This window comes from Ruegeria sp. AF8 (assembly GCF_056541825.1).
In genome coordinates this window covers 38,695-60,419 of sequence record NZ_JBQFYW010000009.1, presented here as the reverse complement: position 1 = coordinate 60,419, position 21,725 = coordinate 38,695, and the positions used below count along the sequence as shown (strand labels likewise).

Genomic DNA, 21,725 nt, shown 5'->3' with positions numbered 1-21,725 from the left:
GGCCGGATCAGACCGGCACGCCAGTCGGTTTTCCATCGATTGTCATTTGATTTTTTTCGACCCAATAGGAGCGGATGTCATCGTCGGACTTGTCATCCACCCATTTCTGCATCGTGTCGCGTTCAGAGAGGTAGTCCATGAACGGAACCGCATAACCGCAAGAAGTTTGCACCATATCCACGCTGACGTCGAAAATCTGCCGCGCGCTGCGGTGGGCCGGAAAATGCGTGGCGAGTTCGCCCCAGTCGGGATCATTGACGTGAGACACTCTGGCCGACCCATATGCGCGCAGGATTATCGGGCGCGTGGTGAACGAACACCACATCAACGTGATACGGTTGGCTTCAATCAGATGCCCGGCGGTCTCGTTCCCGCTGCCCGTGAGGTTCATCCACAGGATGCGGTTAGGGTCCAGGACCCGAAGTGAATCCATCCCCTTTGGAGATATGTTCACCCGCCCCTCCGGGCCTGCCGACCCGGTAAAGAACATATGCTGGTCTTCGATGAACTTGCGGTGTGCGTCCTCAAGGGCGGGGAACTGCTTGGCCATGTGTCACTCCACGGTCACGGATTTTGCCAGGTTGCGGGGCTGATCGACATCAGTGCCTTTGGCAACCGCCGTGTGATAGGCCAAAAGCTGCGCCGGGATCGCGTAAAGGATCGGTGTCAGGCTGTCGTGGATGTGCGGCATCCTGATCGTCGACCAGACGCCGTCTTTGGCATCGGCGATGCCGTCATCGTCTGACACCAGGATGACCTTGCCCTTGCGGGCCATGACTTCCTGCATGTTCGAGGTCGTCTTGTCGAACAGCCTGTCATGCGGGGCAAGAACGACCACCGGCATGTGTTTGTCGATCAGCGCGATCGGACCATGCTTGAGTTCACCCGAAGCATATCCCTCGGCGTGGATATAGCTGATTTCCTTGAGTTTCAGAGCCCCTTCAAGCGCAAGCGGGTACATTAGGCCGCGACCCAGGAAAAGCACGTCGCGCGCCTCGCTGAGTTGCTGCGCGGCCTTGCGGATCGCTTCGTTCAGATCCAGCGCCGCATTCAGCACCGAAGGCAGTCCGCGCAGGGCCGCGACGTGATCGCTAAATTGTTCGTCGCTAAGGGTTTCGCGGTCAGCGGCGGCTTTCAGGGCCAGCAAAAGCAGCACGGTCAACTGGCAGGTAAAGGCCTTGGTTGAGGCGACGCCGATTTCAACGCCGGCATGAATGGGCAGGGCAACATCGCTTTCCCGCGCAATCGAGCTTTCAGGGACGTTGACGACAGACACGATTTTCTCCGCCTTGCCCTCGCAATACCGCAGCGCCGCCAGCGTGTCGGCGGTTTCTCCCGATTGGCTGACAAAAAGGGCGAGCGTGCGGTGCGCTACCGGTGGCTCGCGATAGCGGAACTCGGATGCGATATCGACCTCGACCGGGATCTGCGCCAGCTGCTCGAACCAGTATTTTGCGGTGAGGCAGGCATAGAAAGCCGTGCCGCAGGCCACCATGGTCAGACGGTCGATCTTAGAGAAATCCAATTCTGCAGGAAAAACTATCTGTTCGCTTCCGGAGGGCAGATAGGACAGGATGGCTTCGGCAACGACCACGGGCTGTTCGTTGATCTCTTTGGCCATATAGTGCTTGTGCCCGTCCTTGCCTGTTCGGGCGTGATCCAGCTTGATCTCGCGGATTTCACGGTTCGCCAGCTCGCCGTCTTCGGTGCGGATTTCCAGCGATGTGCGTGTCAGGACTGCGCGGTCGCCTTCCTCCAGATAGGTGATGCGGTTGGTCAACGGGGCCAGGGCAATGGCGTCGGAGCCGACAAACATCTCGCCCTTGCCATGACCGATGGCAAGCGGCGAACCCTTGCGCGCGGCGACGATCAGATCGTCCTGACCTTCAAAGAGAAAGGCGAGCGCAAACGCGCCCTTAAGCCGATCAATTGTCTTGAAGGCGGCCTCGACCGGCCCGAGTCCGTCCTGCATGAAATGCTCTGTCATCAGGGCGACGGTTTCAGTATCGGTTTCGGTTTGGAACCCGATCCCATTTTCGGCCAGTTCCGCGCGCAGTTCCCGGTAGTTCTCGACAATCCCGTTGTGAACGATTGCGACCGGACCGGCGCGATGGGGATGCGCATTGCCGACGGAAGGTGCGCCATGCGTGGCCCAGCGGGTGTGGCCGATACCCGATTTTCCAGCCAACGGCTTGTGCACCAGAAGGTCACTGAGATTGACCAGTTTTCCTACTGCGCGGCGTCGGTCCAGCGCGCCGCTGTTGATCGTCGCGATACCGGCACTGTCATAGCCACGGTATTCAAGTCGTTTTAGCGCCTCCACCAAAATGGGTGCGGCTTCGTGATGCCCAAGAACTCCGACAATTCCACACATGAAATTTACCCCTTATCGCGACGAGCCTTCTTCGCCTTCAACATTTCAAACAATTTGCGTGCATAACCTGGTTTATTCTCTTGCCGCGCCCGCCCGACCGCCAGGGCGTCTGCTTCGACATCACGGGTTACCACAGTACCGGTGGCGGTCATCGAACCATCGCCCAATTTCACGGGTGCAACAAGCATGGTGTTTGATCCAATGAACACGTTTTGCCCGATTTCGGTTCGGTATTTCATTACGCCATCATAGTTGCAGACGATGGTGCCAGCGCCGATATTCGAGCCAGCGCCAACCGACGCATCCCCGATATAGCTCAGATGGTTGACCTTGGCGCCTTCACCGATTTCCGAATTCTTGATCTCGACGAAGTTGCCGATTTTTGTGTTTTCGGCCAGTTCCGCGCCTGGGCGCAGTCGGGCAAACGGGCCGACAATGGCGCCCCGGCTAATGTGGCATTCCTCAAGGTATGTGAAAGACCGGATCAGGGTTCCGCTTTCGACGGTGACGCCGGGGCCAAAGACAACATTGGGCTCGATTACGGTATCCCGCCCGATCACGGTGTCGGAGGCCAGATAGACGGTCTCGGGGGCCATCATGGTAACACCATTTTCGAGAAGACTGGCGCGGGCTTTGGATTGAAAAATCGCGTCCGCCGCCGCCAGGTCAGCCCGTGAGTTGACCCCCAGTGTTTCTTCTTCTTCGCAGGCCACCGCCGTCACGCTCAATCCTTTCCGGCGTGCGATTTCAACGACATCCGTGAGGTAGTATTCCCCGCAACCATTGCTGTTATCCACGTCCGAAATCAAAGAGAACAAGGTCGCCGCGTCACAGGCCATCAGCCCGGAATTGCAGAATGTAATGGCGCGCTCTTCCTCGGATGCATTTTTGAATTCCACGATGCGTTCCAGGGTATCGCCGTTCATGATCAGCCGGCCGTAGCGCGCCGGATTCGCCGCTTGGAAGCCTAGAATGACCAGATCATGAGATCGCCGGGCCGCGACCATTCTTTCCAGTGTCTCGGGCTGCAGGAACGGCGTGTCACCGTAAAGTACGACGACTTCACCATTGAAGCCCTCAAGCGAGTCGCGCGCCTGATTTACTGCATGCGCGGTGCCGAGTTGTTCTTCTTGCAAAACAACCGTCGCTGTTTCGCTTTCGCCCGCAACCACTTTGCGCACTTGTTCGGCGCCGTGGCCCGCAACCACGATAGTGCGCTCGGGTTCCAATACAGCGCCTGCCCGCATCGCATGGATCAGCATGGGAGTTTGGGCAATCGGGTGCAGGACTTTCGGAATTTCCGAGTTCATCCTGGTGCCTTTCCCGGCGGCGAGGATGACCAATGCAGTACTCATGAATACGTTTTCTCTTTCGTTTTGTTGCCGTCCGTTTTATCCGCTATGCCAAAAGGCGCAAGCAATTCGGTGATCAAACAAAATTGCCGTTTGCAACACGACAAGGCGAAATCCCGCCGAGCATGGAGACAGGATGCGCACGGTTATCTTTGATCTGGACGGAACATTGGCGGATACATCGGGCGATCTTTTGGCGGCCGCAAACCATTGCTTTCGGTTGATGGGACACGGCGATGTTCTGATCCCAGGCGAAGATGCGGGCATCGCCCTGCGAGGAGGGCGGATGATGCTGACGCGCGGGTTGGAACGTCTGGGTTGCTACGAACCTGCCGCGGTGGACCAGTTTTACCCCGTTCTGCTGTCAGCTTATGGCGAGGCCATCGACCATCATACGCAATTCTACCCCGGGGCGCTGGCCGCGGTGGATGAATTGAGATCGGCGGGATACCGGGTCGGCATTTGCACGAACAAGCCCGAGGCGCTGGCCGACCTGTTGCTGACCCGTCTGGGTGCGCGCGATGTCTTCGATTCGCTGATCGGTGCCGATACGCTTCCCGTGCGCAAACCCGACCCGGAACCGCTGCGCGAGGCCGCGCGGCGCGCCGGCGGAAACCCCGAGACGTGCATTCTGGTAGGAGATTCCGATACCGACCGGAATACGGCCCGGGCTGCGGGCGTGCCTTCGGTTCTGGTGACTTTCGGACCGTCTGGCGACGACATGGCGGCGCTGGATCCTGACGCCTTGCTGCACCATTTCGATCACTTGCCCGCTCTGGTAGCGGACCTGATCGGGCAACCTGAACCAGTGTTCTGATTTGCCATCGCTCCATATCTTGAACTTTCCTTTTGGGACGACGAAAAAACATGACCGAGACGTTTTCAGGCAGTTTTACCCAGCAGGAACCGATCCCGGACGACGCGATCGAAGCCGCAATTGCGGTGATGCGTCACGGGCGCTTGCATCGCTATAATGTGGCGCCCGGAGAATTGAGCGAAACCGCTCTGCTGGAGCAGGAATTCGCGGCCCAGATGGGGGCAAAATACTGCCTTGCCGTCGCCTCGGGGGGCTATGCGCTCGCGACTGCTTTGCGGGCCGTTGGGGTCGGGCCGGGTGATCCCGTTCTGACCAATGCCTTTACCCTGGCACCGGTTCCTGGGGCGATCGCTTCGGTCGGGGCCAGGCCGGTATTCGTGGGGGTTACCGAAGATCTGACGATTGATCTCGACGATCTCGCGGCCAAGGTGGGGAGGTCGAAGGTTCTGATGCTCAGCCACATGCGCGGACATTTGTGCGACATGGACCGGTTGATGCAGATTTGCGATGCCGCCGGAGTCACGGTGATCGAGGATTGCGCTCATACGATGGGCGCGCGTTGGAACGGTACGCTGTCCGGACGGCAGGGGGCCATCGGGTGTTACTCGTGCCAGACGTACAAGCATGTGAATTCCGGTGAGGGCGGCCTGCTGATTACCGATGACGAAGACCTGGCGGCGCGGGCAGTGATGATGTCGGGTTCATACATGCTGTACGAAAGGCATCTGGCCGCGCCGGGACCGGGAGTGTTCGAGCGCATCAAATATCACACGCCGAATATTTCGGGGCGAATGGACAATCTGCGCGCGGCGATCCTGCGCCCGCAATTACGCGATCTGGAGACACAGGTGACGCGCTGGAACGACCGGTATCAAGTGATTGAGGCCGGCTTGCGGGATACGCCGGGTCTCACGGTTGTAGAACGGCCCGATGCGGAAACTTATGTCGGATCGTCCATTCAGTTCCTCTTGCTGGACTGGTCCGCCGAGCGGGTCGACGAGGTGATCCGCCGCTGCGCCGAACACGGGGTCGAACTGAAATGGTTCGGGGGTGCCGAGCCCAGCGGCTTCACCTCGCGCTATGACAGCTGGCGATATGCCGAATCCGAGCCCATGCCGAAGAGTGACCGTGTTCTGGCTGGGATTGTCGACATGCGCGTACCGCTGACCTTTTCGTTGGAAGATTGCCGCCTGATCGCACGTATCATCAGGGCCGAAGTCGGCGCGGTTTTTCAATCCTGAATTCAACAATGCAACGCGCTGCGCGGTGAAACGGCGCCCCGGCAGGGGGCGCCGTTTTCGTTTGCGTCAAGCGGGCGCCCCAACGCCGAGCAATGCAATCGTTGACCGGGCGGGGAATCGCTGCTATCTCATTATTGAACGAGTGTTCAATAATTGCGAGAGGAGAGCGCAGATGTTCACCGCGACCATGCAATTCGATTTGGGTGAGGATGTGAACGCCCTGCGTGATATGGTGCACCGCTGGGCCCAGGATAAGGTCAAGCCGATGGCTGCCGAAATCGACCGGTCCAACGCGTTTCCCAACGATCTTTGGAAAGAGATGGGCGAACTTGGGCTGTTGGGCATTACCGTCCCCGAAGAATATGGCGGGGCGGGAATGTCTTATCTGGCGCACACCGTAGCAGTCGAAGAAGTCGCGCGTGCGTCCGCCTCGGTTTCGCTGTCCTACGGTGCCCATTCGAACCTTTGCGTGAACCAGATCAAGCTGAATGGCAACGAAGAACAAAAGCGCAAATACCTGCCGCGCCTGATCTCGGGCGAGCATGTGGGTGCACTGGCTATGTCCGAACCCTCGGCAGGCTCAGACGTGGTGTCGATGAAACTGCGTGCCGAAAAACGGAACGATCATTATCGGTTGAACGGCAACAAATACTGGATCACCAACGGGCCGGACGCGGATACGCTGGTGGTCTATGCCAAGACCGATCCCGACGCGGGGTCGAAAGGGATCACCGCATTTCTGATCGAAAAAGAGATGAAGGGATTTTCGACCTCGAACCATTTCGACAAGCTGGGAATGCGCGGCTCAAACACTGCAGAGCTGGTCTTTGAAGACGTCGAGGTTCCGTTCGAGAATGTGCTGGGCGAAGAGGGCAAGGGCGTCGCTGTTCTGATGTCGGGGCTTGACTATGAACGTGTCGTTCTGGCCGGTATCGGGCTGGGCATCATGGCCGCCTGTCTGGACGAGGTCATGCCTTACATGGCCGAGCGCAAGCAGTTCGGAAAACCCATCGGCACCTTCCAGTTGATGCAGGGCAAAATCGCCGACATGTACACGGCGATGAATTCGTCACGCGCCTATGTCTATGAGGTCGCCAAGGCCTGTGACCGGGGTGATGTGACCCGTCAGGATGCGGCGGCCTGCTGTCTTTATGCCTCGGAACAGGGCATGGTGCAGGCTCATCAGGCGGTGCAGGCGATGGGCGGGGCCGGATTTCTGTCGGATGCCGCCGTCAGCCGCATCTTCCGCGACGCCAAGCTGATGGAGATCGGCGCGGGGACCAGCGAAATCCGCCGGATGCTGATCGGGCGGGAACTGATGAATACCGTGCTCTGAACAGGAATTTGCTCCGCCGCCATGGCAGCGGAGCATTGGGTTGAAAGGATCAGAAGCGATGGACGTAGGTCAAGCCGATCAGCCAGGGATCGATTTCGGCGGTTCCGATATCCGCGCCATCCAGCGTGACGTCCGAGTCGATGTCGAACCAGCGCACGTTCAGGCGAACGGCACCGGAATCGCTGATCTGATAGTCCAGCCCGGCCTGCAGCGACAGGCCAAAGGAGTCGTCGACCTTGAGATCGCCAAGCGGGGACTCTTCGTCGAAGAACACGGTATAGTTCAGGCCCGCGCCGACATAGGGTTTCCAGACGCTGTTGGTCGGGAAGTGATAGTTCAGCGACAGGGTGGGCGGCAGGTGCTTGACGCTGCCTGCGTCGACGCTTCCGGCGAGGGTGATGTTGTGTTCGAACGGTGTGGCCGCCAGCAATTCGATACCCAGATTGTCGCGGATGAAATATTCGACGGTAAAGATCGGGCGAGTGTCATCGTCGATCGAGGCGCTGAAACCCGCGAGCGTTCCATTGTCGGATTTGGGGTCCAGATAGCCAACACCGACACCGACCGCCCAGTCGCCTTGCGACTGGGCGAAAACGGGGGCGGCAAGGGCGGTCAGTGCTGTGGTCAATGCCATTGCGGCGGTTGTGCGTTTCATGGTGACTCCTGTTATTCTTCCATGTCTTTGCGCGTTATTGCCGCTTTTCGCATATGTTTCTCCAGGCTCTCTGATTTGGATCAAATTCTTTTGCGTTGGAGGTACTTCCGGCGCACTCCTAAAGTGTTCACCTATTGGATGTCCCTTGAAAACAAGGACGTTTCAGGCTGCAGTCGGGGCGTGGTTTCGTGATGCGCATACCGGGTATGCATCCTGCGGGGGGCTGGGACATTCCGTCCCGGCTCAACCTGGCGCGCCAATGCCTTGCAGGAGCGGATGATGCGGTCGCGATCATCGATCTGACATCGGATGATCGGATTGACGTGACATTCGAAGAACTGCGACGGAAGGTGGACGCGATTGCGCGCCACCTGATGCGCAAGGTCGCACCGGGAGACCGCGTCGGTGTATTGCTCAGTCAGTCCCCGTGGTGCGCCGCGGCGCATCTCGCGGTCTGGAAAATCGGTGCAATCTCGGTGCCGTTGTTCAAGCTGTTCAAGCAGGATGCACTGCGGTCGCGAATAGGCGATGCCGGGACACGCATCGTGCTGACCGATCCCGAGGGAGCGGCACTGCTTGGTGATCTGGCGCAACCGCTTATCGTGGCGGAATGCGAAGAAGAGGGCGGGCCGGTACGCTATGCCGATACCGGACCCGACGATCCGGCGGTGCTGATCTATACCTCCGGCACCACCGGCAGCCCAAAGGGCGCGCTGCATGGTCATCGGGTTCTGACCGGTCACCTGCCGGGCGTTTCGATCAGCCACAATCACCTGCGCGACGGTGACTGTTTGTGGACCCCGGCCGACTGGGCCTGGATCGGCGGGCTGTTCGACGTGCTGATGCCGGGGCTGGCGCTGGGCATTCCGGTTGTCGCTTCGCGACTCGACAAGTTTTCCCCCGAAGCCTGCGCCGATGTGATCGCGCGCGGTGGGGTGCGCAACGTGTTTTTCCCACCGACCGCGCTGCGGATGCTCAAGGCCGCAGATCAGGCGATCCTGGGCCTGCGGTCTGTTGCCTCGGGCGGTGAGCCGCTAGGGGCCGAGATGCTGGCTTGGGGCGAGCAGGCGTTCGGCCTGGAAATCAACGAGTTCTACGGCCAGACCGAGTGCAACATGGTGGTGTCCTCCTGTTCCGAGGATTTCCCGGTGCGCCCGGGCTGTATCGGCAAGCCGGTGCCGGGGCACGAGGTGGCGGTGATCGACGAAAACGGCCAGCCGACGGATGAAGAGGGCGATGTGGCCATACGGCTGGGCTCGGCCTCGATGTTGCTGGAATACTGGAACCGGCCTGAGGCCACGGCCGAGAAGTTCCGGGGCGACTGGCTGATCACCGGCGACCGCGGCGTGTGGGAGGGTGACTATCTGCGTTTTGTCGGTCGTGATGATGACGTGATTACCTCGGCCGGGTACCGCATCGGCCCGGCTGAGATTGAGGATTGCCTGCTGACCCACCCTGCGGTAGCGACGGTCGGCGTGGTCGGTAAGCCCGATCCGCTGCGGACCGAGATCGTGAAGGCCTATGTGGTGCTGAAACCGGGGACCGAGGCCTCAGGCCGGGAATTGCAGGATTGGGTCAAGGACCGTCTGGCGCAGTATTCCTATCCGCGCGAGGTGGCGTTTCTGGAGGAATTGCCGATGACGGTGACGGGGAAGGTCATCCGCAAGGAATTGAAGGCGCTTGCGGCGGGGGAGTGTCTGTCTCAATGATTTTACCGACCAGAGCCCGACTTTGCATATTCTTGCCGTTCGTCTTCTCTGCAATGCCCGCAGAATCTCAAGTCAGTAACGCTGTTTCTGAGCGTGTCATTGAAGATGCTCGAATCATTGAGGAATGTTTGAACGGGATAGAACCCGATCCGAGCAACCCGCCAATGATGAAGTATGGCGAATGCGAGCATTTGGTTTCGAATGCTTGCTTCCAAGCGGCAGAATACAAAGATGATCCGTCGTGGCGTCGTTGTGTGGTGAGAGAAACTGAGGCGTTTCAATTCATAACGTCACAAGCGCTTGAAGAAGCCGTGCAAGTAACAAACGATCCAAATGCAGGTGAGCGCCTAGCGCAGTCGCAAGAAATTTGGGAGGATTTCCGCGATGCGCATTGTCGCACGTTAGCGGACCGATATGCCAACGGCAGTTTCTTCTCCTCTGCCTTAGCCAACTGCAAACTGAAAATGACATCTGACAGAGCTGTGTTTCTCAGGGGGTACTCTCTTGACTATTTCGTGGAAAGGTACTGAGGCATGAAACTCACATCCAAAGCCATGCCCGCCTCCGAGGGCTTCAAGGCAAACCGCGCAGCGCATCTGGACACGCTGGGACAAATCTCCGCCGCTGCCGAAGCGGCCCGCATGGGCGGGGGCGAGAAATCCCGCGCGCGGCATGAATCGCGTGGCAAGATGCTGCCGCGTCGTCGGGTGGCGAACTTGCTGGACCCGGGGTCTCCTTTCCTCGAAATCGGCGCGACGGCGGCGCATGGGATGTACGGCGGGGCGGCCCCTAGTGCCGGGGTTGTCGCGGGTATTGGCCGGGTGCACGGGCAAGAGGTCATGGTGGTCTGCAACGACGCCACCGTGAAGGGCGGCACTTATTATCCCATGACCGTCAAAAAGCATCTGCGCGCGCAGGAGATCGCCGAGGAAAACCATCTGCCGTGCATCTATCTGGTCGACAGCGGCGGGGCGAACCTGCCCAATCAGGACGAGGTCTTTCCGGATCGGGATCACTTTGGCCGCATCTTCTATAATCAGGCGCGGATGAGTGCGAAGGGTATCCCGCAGATCGCGGTGGTGATGGGATCGTGTACGGCGGGCGGTGCCTATGTGCCCGCGATGTCGGATGTGGCGATTATCGTGAAAGAGCAGGGCACGATCTTTCTGGCCGGGCCGCCTCTGGTCAAGGCCGCGACCGGAGAGGTCGTCAGCGCCGAGGATCTGGGTGGCGGCGACGTGCATACCCGCCTGTCGGGCGTGGCCGATTATCTGGCCGAGGATGACGCGCATGCGCTGGCCCTGGCCCGCCGCGCGGTCAGATCGCTGAACCGGCACAAGCCGCGAACGGTGGATTGGGCCAGCCCGGAGGATCCGGCCTATGATCCCGAAGAAATTCTGGGCGTCGTACCCGCAGATCCGCGCACGCCCTATGATATCCGCGAAGTGATTGCGCGGCTGGTTGATGGCTCGCGCTTTGATGAGTTCAAACCCCGGTTTGGTGAGACGCTGGTGACCGGGTTTGCCCATCTCAAGGGCTGCCCCATCGGAATCATAGCCAACAATGGCGTGTTGTTCTCGGAATCCGCGCAGAAGGGCGCGCATTTCGTGGAGCTTTGTTCGCAGCGGAAAATCCCGCTGTTGTTTTTGCAGAACATCACCGGCTTCATGGTGGGCCGCAAATACGAGAACGAAGGCATCGCCCGGCACGGCGCCAAGATGGTGACCGCCGTTGCCTCCACAAACGTGCCCAAAATCACCATGCTGGTCGGTGGCTCTTTCGGGGCCGGCAACTACGGTATGGCGGGCCGTGCCTACCAGCCGCGATTCTTGTGGACCTGGCCCAATTCCCGCATATCCGTCATGGGCGGCGAGCAGGCGGCGGGTGTGTTGGCCACCGTCAAGCGCGACGGGATCGAGCGGGCAGGCGGCACCTGGTCGGCCGAGGAAGAGGCCGAATTCAAACGCCCCACGCTGGAGATGTTCGAGGAACAGTCGCACCCGCTTTATGCTTCGGCGCGGCTTTGGGATGATGGGGTGATCGACCCGCGCAAAAGCCGGGACGTTCTGGCCTTGTCATTGAGTGCGGCTCTGAATGCCCCGATTGAGGAGACACGTTTCGGCGTGTTCCGCATGTGAGGGGTGCAAAGATGATAGCAAATTTCAGTTCGCTTTTCCGGACCGCTCGAGTGATTGGTGCTTGCATTGCGATGCATTTTTCGGGGCAAGCAGCCTATGCCGATCTATGGTGGCCTGCGCTTGGCTGGAGTTGTGATGAAGACGCACGGCATTTGGCCATCTACCCAGTGTATTTTGACGCAAATGAACCACTGCCAGTGAGCCGCGATGGGTTCTACGTTCCCATGGCCGATGGCTGGGATAACCCAAAAGCGGAAGTTCCTGTTTTTTTCTGTGATCTGAGTCCGGGCCCGGTTGTGGAGGTCATACGAATTGGATCGAAGGTTCCAAGCGCGCGAGGAGTATGTGGTGCAGGAGCCTATTCCCGCTACAGTTTGCGTCTGAGCGGTGAAGTAAGCGCGCAATTCGCAATTGGTTGTTCCGCCAATACCTTTGTCAAAATAGATCAAAACTACGGGCAACTTTGCAACGTTTCACTCCCAGACGATCCCTGCCGTTCCCTCAGAGCGGGAACTTTTTTCATCTTGAATGCGTTTGGCCAATTTGAAGAAAGGCAGCGATAATGTTTGACAAGATCCTGATTGCCAACCGGGGCGAGATCGCCTGCCGCGTCATGGAAACGGCTCAATCCATGGGCGTCGCCTGTGTCGCGGTCTATTCGGACGCCGATGTTTCGGCCAAGCATGTGCAGATGGCCGATGAGGCCGTCCATATTGGTGGCGCGGCCCCGGCGGAGAGTTACCTCAGGGGCGATGTGATCATTCAGGCCGCGCGCGATAGCGGCGCGCAGGCGATTCATCCTGGCTATGGCTTCCTTTCGGAAAACCCCGAATTCGTCGATGCCGTCGAGGCGGCGGGGCTGACCTTCATCGGCCCCTCGGCGGATGCGATCCGCAAGATGGGGCTCAAGGATGCGGCCAAGGTGCTGATGGAGCGGGCGGGCGTGCCGGTGGTGCCGGGTTATCACGGCGACAATCAGGACCCCGAGCATCTGTCGGGCGCGGCGGACGCCATCGGTTATCCGGTGCTGATCAAGGCCGTCGCGGGTGGTGGCGGCAAGGGGATGCGGCTGGTTGAGCGCCCGCAGGACTTTGCGGCGGCGCTGGATAGCGCCCGGGGCGAGGCGCGGACCGCCTTCGGCAACGACGCGGTGCTGGTCGAGAAATACGTCGCCAAGCCGCGCCATATCGAGGTTCAGGTCTTTGGCGACGGCACCCATGCGGTGCATCTCTTCGAACGCGACTGCTCGCTCCAGCGGCGGCACCAGAAGGTGATCGAGGAGGCCCCCGCGCCCGGCATGACGGTCGAGATGCGCGAGGCGATGGGGCAGGCGGGCGTGCGCGCCGCCGAGGCCATCGGTTACAAAGGCGCGGGCACGGTCGAGTTCATCGTGGATGCTTCGGACGGGCTGCGGCCTGACCGGTTCTGGTTCATGGAGATGAATACCCGCCTGCAGGTGGAGCATCCGGTGACCGAGGCCATCACCGGCGTCGATCTGGTGGAATGGCAACTGCGCGTAGCCGCCGGAGAGAGCCTGCCGAAACGGCAGGGCGAGTTGACCATCACCGGTCACGCCTTCGAGGCGCGGCTCTATGCCGAGGACGTACCCAAGGGCTTTCTGCCCGCCACCGGCACGCTGACCCATCTGCAATTCCCGCCCGAATGCCGGGCTGACAGCGGCGTGCGCGCGGGCGACACGATCAGCCCATGGTACGACCCGATGATCTCGAAGGTCATCGTGCATGGCGCCACACGCGCGGTGGCGCTGGCGAAACTGGACCGGGCGCTGAGTGGCACGCAGGTGGGGGGCACTGTAACCAATCTGGCGTTTCTTGGTGCGCTGACCCGTCATGCAGGATTTGCGGCTGGCGATGTGGATACCGGCCTGATCGGGCGCGATCTGGAGACTTTGGTGCAGGATCCCGCGCCTGAGCCTCGGCACAAGGTGGCGGCGGCGATGATGGCACTGGGGCTGGTCGAGACCTGTGAGGAGACCGGCTTCTCGCTGTGGGCGCCGTTGCACCGGGCGGTGGAACTGGCCTGGCAGGGCGAGGTTCTGCCGATGGATGTGCAGGTTGCGGGGCCTGACCGCCAACTCTGGCAGGTGGGCGAGGATCAGGTGCTTGCCGAGCGTCGCGACGGCAGCTGGCGGATCGCCGGTCAGGTGATGCCGGACGTGTCCGTGGCGGACTCGGTGGCCACAGTATTCGACGGTTATGGGCTGGCATTTGACGTGATCGACCCGCTGGACCGGGATGCCTCGGCCGGCGGTGACACCAACGTGATCGAAGCGCCGATGCCGGGGCTGGTGAAGGCGGTGTTCGCCGAGGCCGGACAGGCCGTGAAGGAAGGCGACCGGCTGGCGATTCTCGAAGCGATGAAGATGGAACATTCGCTGTTGGCCGCGCGCGACGGGGTGGTCGCCGAGGTTCTGGCCGGGGTTGGCGCGCAGGTCGAGGCCGGAGCGGCGCTGGTTCGGTTGCAGGAAGAATAGCCTGTTCTGCCGGAGCGCTTCATGGCACCGTCGTGCCATCCGGAATTGAAACGACAAGAGGCGGGGTAAAACGCGACAATGGGCGAACGGGTCGAAATCTTTGAAGTGGGGCCGCGGGACGGGCTTCAGAACGAAAAGCGCGAAATTCCGGTGGCGGAAAAAGTTGCGTTGGTCGATTGCCTGAGCCGGGCGGGGTTCAGCCGGATCGAGGTAGCCAGCTTTGTATCGCCCAAATGGGTGCCGCAGATGGCAGGCAGTTCCGAAGTGCTGGCAGGTATCGCACGGCGCGACGGCATTCGCTATGCGGCACTGACGCCGAATATGCGCGGCTACGAAGATGCGTTGGCCGCCCGGGCGGATGAGATCGCGGTGTTCGCGTCGGCCTCCGAAGGGTTTTCCAAGGCCAATATAAACGCCACGATCGAAGAAAGCATAGCGCGGTTCGCACCTATCCTGGACGCCGCACGCCATATCGACCTACCGGTGCGCGGGTACGTGTCATGCGTGACCGATTGTCCCTATGATGGTCCGACGGAGCCTGGAAAAGTGGCGGAAGTGGCGGACATTCTGTTTTCACGAGGGTGCTACGAGATTTCCCTGGGCGATACGATCGGTCAGGCCACCCCTGACAAGATCGCAAGAATGCTGCTGGCGGTGCGCGAAAGAGTGCCGGTTACTCGTATCGCGGGTCATTTTCACGACACCGCAGGGCGGGCGATCGACAATATCGACGCGTCCTTGTCGTTGGGAGTGCGGGTATTTGATGCCGCTGTCGGTGGTTTGGGGGGCTGCCCTTATGCGCCGGGTGCGGCGGGGAACGTTGCGACCGAGGCCGTGGATGCGCACCTGAAACGGCTTGGATACGATACCGGGCTGGACGCGGCAGTATTGAATCAGGCGGCAGAGATGGCCCGCGCAATGCGCTCCGAGCAGGGATTGAACAATGTTTGAAACGATTTCGTTGGAAACGGATGCGCGCGGAGTTGCCACGCTGATGCTCGACCGTGCGGACAAGCATAATGCCATGTCAGCAAAGATGCTGGCCGAGTTGACGGTCGCGGCAAGGCAACTGGCCGAAGACGAAACCGTGCGTGTCGTCGTATTGAGCGCTGCGGGCAAGACCTTTTGCGCAGGCGGCGATCTGGGCTGGATGCAGGACCAGATGGCGGCGGACCCGCAGACCCGGTTTGTCGAGGCGCGCAAGCTGGCCGAAATGCTGCAGGCCATAAATTCGCTGTCAAAACCTGTAATCGGAGCTTTGCAGGGCAATGCGTTCGGTGGTGGGGTTGGACTGGCTTCGGTCTGTGACATCGCTATCGGGGTCGACAGCCTGAAGATGGGGCTGACCGAGACACGGCTGGGTCTGATACCAGCGACGATCGGACCTTATGTGATCGCCCGTATGGGTGCGGCGCGGGCGCGGCGCGTGTTTATGTCGGCGCGCCTGTTTGATGCGTCCGAAGCAGTGGAACTGGGCCTGCTGGCAAAAGCCGTTCCGGCCGATCAACTGGCTGACGCAATCGATGCCGAAGTGATTCCATATCTGTCATGCGCGCCCGGAGCGGTGGCGTCGGCCAAGCAACTGGTGCGCGATCTAGGACCACGGATTGACGAGGCTGTCATAGACCGGACAATTCATGCTCTGGTGGATCGTTGGGAAACCGAAGAAGCGAAAGAGGGAATCGCCGCCTTTTTCGGGAAAAGAAAACCTGCATGGATAAGTTAGGTTTCGCGGGTGCCAAACCAAATCGGGCGTTTGCGAAAACATTCATGAAACCGCGAACATAGCGCGGCGATTTAACCGGCTTGAGGCGTTCGCGCTTGGTTGACCCTCTGACCCGGCACGGTTAGAGAATGTCCAGTCAACTCGCCAATTGACGGCACGTCCAAAGCCGGGCGTGCAGGAAAGGAGCCACTCGTGGAAGAGCTGTTGCGGGAATATCTCCCGATCCTGGTTTTTCTGGCCGTCGCTGTCGGCCTTGGAATCGTCCTGATTCTCGCGGCCGTCGTTCTGGCAGTCCGCAACCCCGACCCCGAAAAGGTAAGTGCCTATGAATGCGGGTTCAACGCATTCGACGATGCACGGATGAAATTCGATGTCCGGTTCTATCTGGTGTCGATCCTTTTCATCATCTTCGATCTGGAAATCGCGATGCTGTTCCCATGGGCCGTTGGCTTCAAGGATATCAGCGATGTCGGGTTCTGGTCCATGATGGTGTTCCTGGCGGTTCTGACCATCGGCTTTGCCTATGAATGGAAGAAGGGGGCCTTGGAATGGGAGTGATGACGGGGGCAAACACCGCCGGGATCGACAAGGAAGTCGCCACCCAGGCCCTGAATGCCGAATTGCAGGACAAGGGTTTCCTGCTGACCTCGACCGAGGACATCATCAACTGGGCGCGCACCGGATCGCTGCACTGGATGACATTCGGTCTGGCCTGCTGCGCAGTCGAGATGATGCATACCTCGATGCCGCGATATGACGCTGAACGATTCGGCATCGCGCCGCGCGCCTCCCCGCGTCAGTCCGATGTAATGATCGTGGCCGGAACGCTCACCAACAAGATGGCCCCGGCGCTGCGCAAGGTCTATGACCAGATGCCCGAGCCGCGTTATGTGGTCTCGATGGGTTCCTGCGCAAATGGTGGCGGTTATTATCACTACTCCTACTCGGTGGTGCGGGGCTGTGACCGCGTGGTGCCGGTCGACATCTATGTCCCCGGCTGCCCGCCGACCGCCGAGGCACTGCTTTACGGCCTGCTTCAACTGCAACGCAAGATCCGCCGTACGGGGACGATTGTAAGATGAGCGAAGCACTGAACGAACTGGGGACTCATATTGAGTTGAAGCGCCCCGATTGTGTGCTGGGGTGGGATTTCAGCTTTGGTGAGCTGAATGTGGATGTCGCCCCGTCCAACCTGGTCGATTTCGTCGATTACCTGAAGTCTGATCCGAATTGCAAATTCTCGACCCTGGTGGACATCACCGGCGTCGACTATCCTGAACGGGCCAAGCGGTTCGATGTGGTTTACCACTTCCTGTCGATGTACCAGAACCAGCGCATCCGCCTGCGGGTCTCGATCCGTGAGGATGACATGGTGCCTTCGATCGTTGACATCCACCCCTCGGCCAACTGGTTCGAGCGTGAGGTGTTCGATATGTTCGGCATCCTGTTCTCGGGTCACCCGGATCTGCGGCGCATTCTGACCGACTATGGTTTCCGCGGCTATCCGCTGCGCAAGGATTTCCCGACCACCGGCTATACCGAGGTCCGTTATGACGAAGCGCAAAAGCGCGTGGTCTACGAACCTGTCAGCCTTGTGCAGGAATACCGGCAGTTCGATTTCATGTCCCCTTGGGAAGGTGCGGATTACATTCTGCCGGGGGATGAGAAACAGGAGACCGAGTAATGGGTGGCATCTGGTGGCTGATCCTGTCCGCACTGACCATCATTCCGATGGTGAAGATTTTGCCGTTTTTCGGGATCAACAAATACTGGTGCCTGCTCTGTCTGGTTCCCTTTGGCACGATCGCGTTGCTGTGGTGGGTAGGGCTGAAACTGCAAGAGTTGGAGCGCCGCTGAGATGCTGATGCTGTTGGGGGAACTGATCGCACTGGGTGCGCTGGGGGTCTTGCTGGCAGGGGCCGCAGCCAAGGCTGCCGAGGCGGAAAAGGTCCGGGTTCGGGCTGATGCGAAAAAGAACAAACGGGGGCGTTGATGGACGGTTCAAGATACGATGACGGCAGCACGGACGCGCTGAGCGGAGAACAGAAGATCCGCAACTTCAACATCAACTTTGGCCCGCAACACCCTGCGGCGCACGGAGTTTTGCGCCTTGTGCTGGAACTCGACGGCGAGATCGTCGAACGCTGCGACCCGCATATCGGCTTGCTGCACCGTGGCACCGAAAAGCTGATGGAAAGCCGGACCTATCTGCAGAACCTGCCGTATTTCGACCGTCTCGATTACGTGGCACCGATGAACCAGGAACATGCCTGGTGTCTGGCTATTGAAAAGCTGACCGGGGTTGAAGTGCCGCGTCGCGGCTCGCTGATCCGGGTTCTCTATTCCGAGATCGGGCGCATCCTGAACCACCTGCTGAACGTGACGACGCAGGCGATGGACGTCGGCGCGCTGACCCCGCCGCTTTGGGGTTTCGAAGAGCGCGAAAAGCTCATGGTGTTTTATGAGCGTGCCTGCGGTGCTCGCCTACACGCCGCCTATTTCCGCCCCGGCGGTGTGCATCAGGACCTGCCGCCGGAACTGCTGGATGATATCGAGGCTTGGAGCCACGAATTCCCGAAGGTTCTGGATGACATTGACGGTCTGCTGACCGAAAACCGCATCTTCAAACAGCGCAACGCCGATATCGGCGTGGTGACCGAGGATGACATCCAGAAATACGGCTTCTCGGGCGTGATGGTGCGCGGATCGGGTCTGGCTTGGGACCTGCGCCGTGCGCAGCCCTATGAATGCTATGACGAGTTCGAATTCCAGATTCCCGTCGGCAAGAACGGCGACTGCTATGACCGTTACCTCGTCCGCATGGAAGAGATGCGCCAGTCGCTGCTGATCATCCGTCAGGCCATCGCCAAGATCCGCGAATGCCCAGGTGATGTTCTGGCGCGCGGCAAGATCACTCCGCCGAAACGCTCGGACATGAAGACCTCGATGGAAGGCCTGATCCATCACTTCAAGCTGTATACCGAAGGTTTCCACGTCCCCGCTGGTGAGGTCTACGCCGCCGTCGAAGCCCCCAAGGGCGAGTTCGGCGTCTATCTGGTCGCCGACGGCACCAACAAACCCTACCGCGCCAAGCTGCGCGCGCCTGGCTTTCTGCACCTGCAAGCCATGGACCACGTCGCCAAAGGCCACCAACTGGCCGACGTCGCCGCCATCATCGGCACCATGGACGTCGTATTTGGAGAGATTGACCGCTAATGCTCCGCCGTCTGCATCCCGAACAACCCGAAAGCTTTGCCTTTTCTGCTGCCAACCAGCAATGGGCCGAAGCGCAGATCACCAAATACCCCGAGGGGCGTCAGGCCAGCGCGGTTATCCCGCTGCTGTGGCGCGCGCAGGAGCAGGAGGGCTGGCTGAGCCGTCCGGCGATTGAATCCGTGGCCGACATGCTGGGCATGGCCTATATCCGCGTGCTTGAGGTTGCGTCCTTCTACTTCATGTTCCAACTGCAGCCGGTTGGCTCGGTGGCGCATATTCAGGTCTGCGGCACGACGTCATGCATGATCTGCGGGGCCGAGGATCTGATTGCGGTCTGCAAGGAAAAGATCGCCGCCAAGCCGCATGAACTGTCCGCCGATGGCAAGCTGAGCTGGGAAGAGGTGGAATGCCTCGGCTCCTGCACCAACGCGCCGATGGCGCAAATCGGCAAAGATTATTATGAGGATCTGACCGCCGAAAGCTTTGGCAGGATCGTCGACGATCTGGTCGCGGGCAAGGTTCCGGTGCCGGGTCCGCAGAATGGCCGGTACGGGTCGGAGCCTCTGAAGGGGCTGACCAGCCTGACCGAGTATGAAAGCGGCAAGACCCAGTACAACGCCAGTGTACAACTGGCGAGTGATCTGGGCGACACCGTCAAGCGCATCGACGGGACCGAGGTTCCGATCCTGACCCCGTGGCTGGGCAAGGATGGCAAGGCGGCGGCCACCAATGCGGCCCCGAAGCCTCCGAAAGCGCCGGCTCCGGCCAAACCTGCTGTGAAGCAGGCGGAAGAGGCCAAGGCTGTCAAGGAAGATCAGCCCGAAACGCTGACCGGCCCGCGGGGTGGCAAGGCGGATGATCTGAAGATGCTGAAGGGCGTCGGACCCAAGCTGGAAGAAACGCTGAACGAGCTGGGTTTCTATCACTATGACCAGATCGCGGCCTGGACACCGGAACAGGTGGCCTGGGTTGATGCCCGGCTGAAATTCAAGGGCCGGATCGAACGCGACGGCTGGATCGAACAAGCCGGTAAACTGGCGGCTGGAGAAGAAACCGAGTTTGCCAAACGTGCCAAGGAAGATGGCACATACGAAGACTAAGTTGTGGTGCCCATCCGGGGCATCTGGATGAGATGGACAAGGACAAGGAACAGGCCATAGCCCGCAAGGGCCGTCATATCGGGGTGGTCATCGCTGTGACCATGCTGCTTTGGCTTGCAATGACGCTGTTCATCGGCCCCGCGCTGGAATTGCCGGGGCGCTATGCGCTGCTGTTTGATTTCGCTGCACTGGCGGGATTCATTTATGCGGGCGTCAACATATTTCAACTCTGGCGTATGCGTCAGGACAGCTGAAGGTAACACGCGATGCTGAAGGATCAGGACCGGATCTTTACCAACATCTACGGGATGCATGAGCGCTCGCTGAAGGGCGCGCAGGCCCGCGGGCATTGGGACGGCACTGCTGGCCTGATCGAGAAGGGCCGTGACTGGATCATCCAGACGATGAAGGATTCGGGGCTGCGGGGACGTGGTGGCGCGGGTTTTCCGACCGGTCTGAAATGGTCCTTCATGCCCAAGGAAAGCGACGGTCGCCCCTCCTATCTGGTGGTGAACGCCGACGAATCCGAACCCGGCACCTGCAAGGACCGCGAGATCATGCGCCATGATCCGCATACGCTGATTGAAGGCTGCCTGATCGCGTCTTTCGCGATGAATGCGCATACCTGCTACATCTACCTGCGCGGCGAGTACATCCGCGAGCGTGAGGCACTGCAGGCCGCGATTGACGAAGCTTATGACGCAGGTCTTCTGGGCAAGAACGCGGCCGGTTCGGGCTGGGATTTCGATCTGTTCCTGCATCACGGTGCGGGGGCCTATATCTGTGGCGAGGAAACCGCGCTGATCGAAAGCCTTGAAGGCAAGAAGGGCATGCCGCGGATGAAGCCTCCGTTCCCGGCGGGCGCGGGGCTTTATGGTTGCCCGACCACGGTGAACAACGTTGAATCGATTGCCGTTGTGCCCACCATCCTGCGTCGTGGCGCAGACTGGTTCGCGGGCTTTGGCCGCCCCAACAACTCGGGCACCAAGCTGTTTGCCATCTCGGGTCACGTCAACAACCCCTGCGTCGTTGAAGAGGCGATGTCGATTTCCTTCGAAGAACTGATCGAGACCCATTGCGGTGGCATCCGCGGTGGCTGGGACAACCTGCTGGCGGTGATCCCCGGTGGCTCGTCCGTGCCGTGCGTGCGCGGTGAGAACATGCGCGACGCGATCATGGATTTCGACTATCTGCGGGGCGAACTGGGTTCGGGGCTGGGGACGGCAGCGGTGATCGTGATGGATCAGTCCACCGACATCATCAAGGCGATCTGGCGTCTGTCGAAATTCTACAAGCACGAAAGCTGCGGCCAGTGCACACCGTGCCGCGAAGGCACGGGATGGATGATGCGAGTTATGGATCGTTTGGTGCGCGGCGAGGCCGAACTGGACGAGATCGATATGCTGTTCGACGTGACCAAACAGGTCGAAGGTCATACGATCTGCGCGCTTGGCGACGCGGCCGCCTGGCCGATCCAGGGCCTGATCCGTAACTTCCGAGAAGAGATCGAAGATCGCATCAAGGCCCAGAAATCGGGCCGGATGGGTGCGATGGCGGCGGAGTAAAC

Annotated in this window: 23 protein-coding genes; 19 read left to right on the top strand and 4 right to left on the bottom strand. The window is 60.0% G+C overall.

Features of this window, described 5'->3' with window-relative positions; all coding sequences use genetic code 11:
• Positions 1–7 precede the first annotated feature (7 nt).
• Genes ACR0AO_RS15300 through glmU form a run of 3 tightly spaced genes read right to left on the bottom strand, consistent with a single transcriptional unit; the run spans position 8 to position 3,729 of the window.
• Positions 8–550 (bottom strand): pyridoxamine 5'-phosphate oxidase family protein, encoded by a 543-nt coding sequence (locus tag ACR0AO_RS15300; RefSeq protein ID WP_480605068.1) that lies wholly within the window; start codon positions 548–550, stop codon positions 8–10.
• A 3-nt stretch (positions 551–553) separates the two neighbouring features.
• Positions 554–2,374, bottom strand: a complete 1,821-nt coding sequence (gene glmS / locus ACR0AO_RS15295; RefSeq protein ID WP_480605065.1) for a glutamine--fructose-6-phosphate transaminase (isomerizing) — start codon at positions 2,372–2,374, stop codon at positions 554–556.
• Positions 2,375–2,379: 5 nt separating this feature from the next.
• Complete coding sequence (gene glmU / locus ACR0AO_RS15290; protein ID WP_480605062.1) at positions 2,380–3,729, bottom strand: bifunctional UDP-N-acetylglucosamine diphosphorylase/glucosamine-1-phosphate N-acetyltransferase GlmU; 1,350 nt, start codon at positions 3,727–3,729, stop codon at positions 2,380–2,382.
• A gap of 133 nt (positions 3,730–3,862) precedes the next feature.
• Here glmU and ACR0AO_RS15285 point away from each other — a divergent pair, with 133 nt between their 5' ends.
• The 3 genes from ACR0AO_RS15285 (at position 3,863) to ACR0AO_RS15275 (ending at position 7,120) form a co-directional block, all read left to right on the top strand.
• The gene (locus ACR0AO_RS15285) at positions 3,863–4,543 is read left to right on the top strand and encodes an HAD-IA family hydrolase (protein ID WP_480605060.1); all 681 of its coding nucleotides are present in this window, start codon (positions 3,863–3,865) and stop codon (positions 4,541–4,543) included.
• A gap of 50 nt (positions 4,544–4,593) precedes the next feature.
• Positions 4,594–5,784, top strand: a complete 1,191-nt coding sequence (locus ACR0AO_RS15280; protein WP_480605058.1) for a DegT/DnrJ/EryC1/StrS family aminotransferase — start codon at positions 4,594–4,596, stop codon at positions 5,782–5,784.
• A 172-nt stretch (positions 5,785–5,956) separates the two neighbouring features.
• Complete coding sequence (locus ACR0AO_RS15275; protein ID WP_480605056.1) at positions 5,957–7,120, top strand: isovaleryl-CoA dehydrogenase; 1,164 nt, start codon at positions 5,957–5,959, stop codon at positions 7,118–7,120.
• Between the two features lie 49 nt (positions 7,121–7,169).
• Here ACR0AO_RS15275 and ACR0AO_RS15270 read toward each other — a convergent pair whose 3' ends face one another.
• Positions 7,170–7,775 (bottom strand): OmpW/AlkL family protein, encoded by a 606-nt coding sequence (locus ACR0AO_RS15270; protein ID WP_480605054.1) that lies wholly within the window; start codon positions 7,773–7,775, stop codon positions 7,170–7,172.
• A 191-nt stretch (positions 7,776–7,966) separates the two neighbouring features.
• On the opposite strand from ACR0AO_RS15270, the gene ACR0AO_RS15265 reads away from it, so the two are divergent.
• The 16 genes from ACR0AO_RS15265 to nuoF all read left to right on the top strand — a co-directional run bounded on the left by ACR0AO_RS15265 (position 7,967) and on the right by nuoF (position 21,723).
• Complete coding sequence (locus ACR0AO_RS15265; protein WP_480605226.1) at positions 7,967–9,484, top strand: AMP-binding protein; 1,518 nt, start codon at positions 7,967–7,969, stop codon at positions 9,482–9,484.
• On the top strand, positions 9,481–10,014 hold the full coding sequence (locus ACR0AO_RS15260; protein WP_480605052.1) for a lysozyme inhibitor LprI family protein: 534 nt from the start codon (positions 9,481–9,483) through the stop codon (positions 10,012–10,014). The genes ACR0AO_RS15265 and ACR0AO_RS15260 overlap by 4 nt, the downstream gene beginning before the upstream one ends.
• Positions 10,015–10,017: 3 nt before the next feature.
• Complete coding sequence (locus ACR0AO_RS15255) at positions 10,018–11,622, top strand: carboxyl transferase domain-containing protein (protein ID WP_480605050.1); 1,605 nt, start codon at positions 10,018–10,020, stop codon at positions 11,620–11,622.
• 11 nt (positions 11,623–11,633) lie between these two features.
• The gene (locus ACR0AO_RS15250; protein WP_480605048.1) at positions 11,634–12,185 is read left to right on the top strand and encodes a hypothetical protein; all 552 of its coding nucleotides are present in this window, start codon (positions 11,634–11,636) and stop codon (positions 12,183–12,185) included.
• Entirely contained in the window at positions 12,185–14,116 is a 1,932-nt protein-coding gene (locus ACR0AO_RS15245; RefSeq protein WP_480605046.1) for an acetyl/propionyl/methylcrotonyl-CoA carboxylase subunit alpha, read from the top strand. The genes ACR0AO_RS15250 and ACR0AO_RS15245 overlap by 1 nt, the downstream gene beginning before the upstream one ends.
• Positions 14,117–14,194: 78 nt before the next feature.
• Positions 14,195–15,067 (top strand): hydroxymethylglutaryl-CoA lyase, encoded by an 873-nt coding sequence (locus ACR0AO_RS15240; RefSeq protein ID WP_480605044.1) that lies wholly within the window; start codon positions 14,195–14,197, stop codon positions 15,065–15,067.
• A complete protein-coding gene (locus ACR0AO_RS15235) occupies positions 15,060–15,842 on the top strand; it encodes a crotonase/enoyl-CoA hydratase family protein (protein WP_480605042.1) in 783 nt (260 codons plus the stop codon). Before ACR0AO_RS15240 ends, ACR0AO_RS15235 begins: the two co-directional genes overlap by 8 nt.
• Before the next feature lie 192 nt (positions 15,843–16,034).
• Complete coding sequence (locus ACR0AO_RS15230; protein WP_480605040.1) at positions 16,035–16,400, top strand: NADH-quinone oxidoreductase subunit A; 366 nt, start codon at positions 16,035–16,037, stop codon at positions 16,398–16,400.
• Positions 16,391–16,924, top strand: coding sequence for a NuoB/complex I 20 kDa subunit family protein (locus tag ACR0AO_RS15225; RefSeq protein ID WP_480605038.1), 534 nt, complete (start codon positions 16,391–16,393; stop codon positions 16,922–16,924). Before ACR0AO_RS15230 ends, ACR0AO_RS15225 begins: the two co-directional genes overlap by 10 nt.
• On the top strand, positions 16,921–17,526 hold the full coding sequence (locus ACR0AO_RS15220) for an NADH-quinone oxidoreductase subunit C (RefSeq protein ID WP_480605036.1): 606 nt from the start codon (positions 16,921–16,923) through the stop codon (positions 17,524–17,526). The genes ACR0AO_RS15225 and ACR0AO_RS15220 overlap by 4 nt, the downstream gene beginning before the upstream one ends.
• Complete coding sequence (locus tag ACR0AO_RS15215; protein ID WP_010442775.1) at positions 17,526–17,699, top strand: hypothetical protein; 174 nt, start codon at positions 17,526–17,528, stop codon at positions 17,697–17,699. The genes ACR0AO_RS15220 and ACR0AO_RS15215 overlap by 1 nt, the downstream gene beginning before the upstream one ends.
• A gap of 1 nt (position 17,700) precedes the next feature.
• Positions 17,701–17,835: a hypothetical protein gene (locus ACR0AO_RS15210; RefSeq protein WP_302477273.1), complete on the top strand. Its 135-nt coding sequence runs from the start codon at positions 17,701–17,703 to the stop codon at positions 17,833–17,835.
• On the top strand, positions 17,835–19,058 hold the full coding sequence (locus tag ACR0AO_RS15205) for an NADH-quinone oxidoreductase subunit D (RefSeq protein ID WP_480605034.1): 1,224 nt from the start codon (positions 17,835–17,837) through the stop codon (positions 19,056–19,058). Before ACR0AO_RS15210 ends, ACR0AO_RS15205 begins: the two co-directional genes overlap by 1 nt.
• Positions 19,058–20,158 carry an NADH-quinone oxidoreductase subunit NuoE gene (gene nuoE / locus ACR0AO_RS15200; protein ID WP_480605032.1) on the top strand — a complete coding sequence of 367 codons (1,101 nt, stop codon included), beginning with the start codon at positions 19,058–19,060 and terminating at the stop codon, positions 20,156–20,158. Before ACR0AO_RS15205 ends, nuoE begins: the two co-directional genes overlap by 1 nt.
• A gap of 32 nt (positions 20,159–20,190) precedes the next feature.
• Positions 20,191–20,412: a DUF5337 domain-containing protein gene (locus ACR0AO_RS15195; RefSeq protein ID WP_480605030.1), complete on the top strand. Its 222-nt coding sequence runs from the start codon at positions 20,191–20,193 to the stop codon at positions 20,410–20,412.
• Between the two features lie 12 nt (positions 20,413–20,424).
• On the top strand, positions 20,425–21,723 hold the full coding sequence (gene nuoF / locus ACR0AO_RS15190) for an NADH-quinone oxidoreductase subunit NuoF (RefSeq protein WP_480605028.1): 1,299 nt from the start codon (positions 20,425–20,427) through the stop codon (positions 21,721–21,723).
• Positions 21,724–21,725 lie beyond the last annotated feature (2 nt).

Bases quoted from the DNA above. Each gene is read 5' to 3' on its own strand.
- nuoE (WP_480605032.1), top strand. From the start codon at position 19,058: ATGCTCCGCCGTCTGCATCCCGAACAACCCGAAAGCTTTGCCTTTTCT.
- ACR0AO_RS15245 (WP_480605046.1), top strand. From the start codon at position 12,185: ATGTTTGACAAGATCCTGATTGCCAACCGGGGCGAGATCGCCTGCCGC.
- ACR0AO_RS15275 (WP_480605056.1), top strand. From the start codon at position 5,957: ATGTTCACCGCGACCATGCAATTCGATTTGGGTGAGGATGTGAACGCC.
- ACR0AO_RS15300 (WP_480605068.1), bottom strand. From the start codon at position 550: ATGGCCAAGCAGTTCCCCGCCCTTGAGGACGCACACCGCAAGTTCATC.
- nuoF (WP_480605028.1), top strand. From the start codon at position 20,425: ATGCTGAAGGATCAGGACCGGATCTTTACCAACATCTACGGGATGCAT.
- ACR0AO_RS15255 (WP_480605050.1), top strand. From the start codon at position 10,018: ATGAAACTCACATCCAAAGCCATGCCCGCCTCCGAGGGCTTCAAGGCA.
- ACR0AO_RS15220 (WP_480605036.1), top strand. From the start codon at position 16,921: ATGAGCGAAGCACTGAACGAACTGGGGACTCATATTGAGTTGAAGCGC.
- ACR0AO_RS15260 (WP_480605052.1), top strand. From the start codon at position 9,481: ATGATTTTACCGACCAGAGCCCGACTTTGCATATTCTTGCCGTTCGTC.
- glmS (WP_480605065.1), bottom strand. From the start codon at position 2,374: ATGTGTGGAATTGTCGGAGTTCTTGGGCATCACGAAGCCGCACCCATT.
- ACR0AO_RS15280 (WP_480605058.1), top strand. From the start codon at position 4,594: ATGACCGAGACGTTTTCAGGCAGTTTTACCCAGCAGGAACCGATCCCG.
- ACR0AO_RS15285 (WP_480605060.1), top strand. From the start codon at position 3,863: ATGCGCACGGTTATCTTTGATCTGGACGGAACATTGGCGGATACATCG.
- ACR0AO_RS15225 (WP_480605038.1), top strand. From the start codon at position 16,391: ATGGGAGTGATGACGGGGGCAAACACCGCCGGGATCGACAAGGAAGTC.
- ACR0AO_RS15205 (WP_480605034.1), top strand. From the start codon at position 17,835: ATGGACGGTTCAAGATACGATGACGGCAGCACGGACGCGCTGAGCGGA.
- ACR0AO_RS15240 (WP_480605044.1), top strand. From the start codon at position 14,195: ATGGGCGAACGGGTCGAAATCTTTGAAGTGGGGCCGCGGGACGGGCTT.
- ACR0AO_RS15265 (WP_480605226.1), top strand. From the start codon at position 7,967: ATGCGCATACCGGGTATGCATCCTGCGGGGGGCTGGGACATTCCGTCC.
- ACR0AO_RS15195 (WP_480605030.1), top strand. From the start codon at position 20,191: ATGGACAAGGACAAGGAACAGGCCATAGCCCGCAAGGGCCGTCATATC.
- ACR0AO_RS15235 (WP_480605042.1), top strand. From the start codon at position 15,060: ATGTTTGAAACGATTTCGTTGGAAACGGATGCGCGCGGAGTTGCCACG.
- ACR0AO_RS15215 (WP_010442775.1), top strand. From the start codon at position 17,526: ATGGGTGGCATCTGGTGGCTGATCCTGTCCGCACTGACCATCATTCCG.
- ACR0AO_RS15250 (WP_480605048.1), top strand. From the start codon at position 11,634: ATGATAGCAAATTTCAGTTCGCTTTTCCGGACCGCTCGAGTGATTGGT.
- glmU (WP_480605062.1), bottom strand. From the start codon at position 3,729: ATGAGTACTGCATTGGTCATCCTCGCCGCCGGGAAAGGCACCAGGATG.
- ACR0AO_RS15210 (WP_302477273.1), top strand. From the start codon at position 17,701: ATGCTGATGCTGTTGGGGGAACTGATCGCACTGGGTGCGCTGGGGGTC.
- ACR0AO_RS15270 (WP_480605054.1), bottom strand. From the start codon at position 7,775: ATGAAACGCACAACCGCCGCAATGGCATTGACCACAGCACTGACCGCC.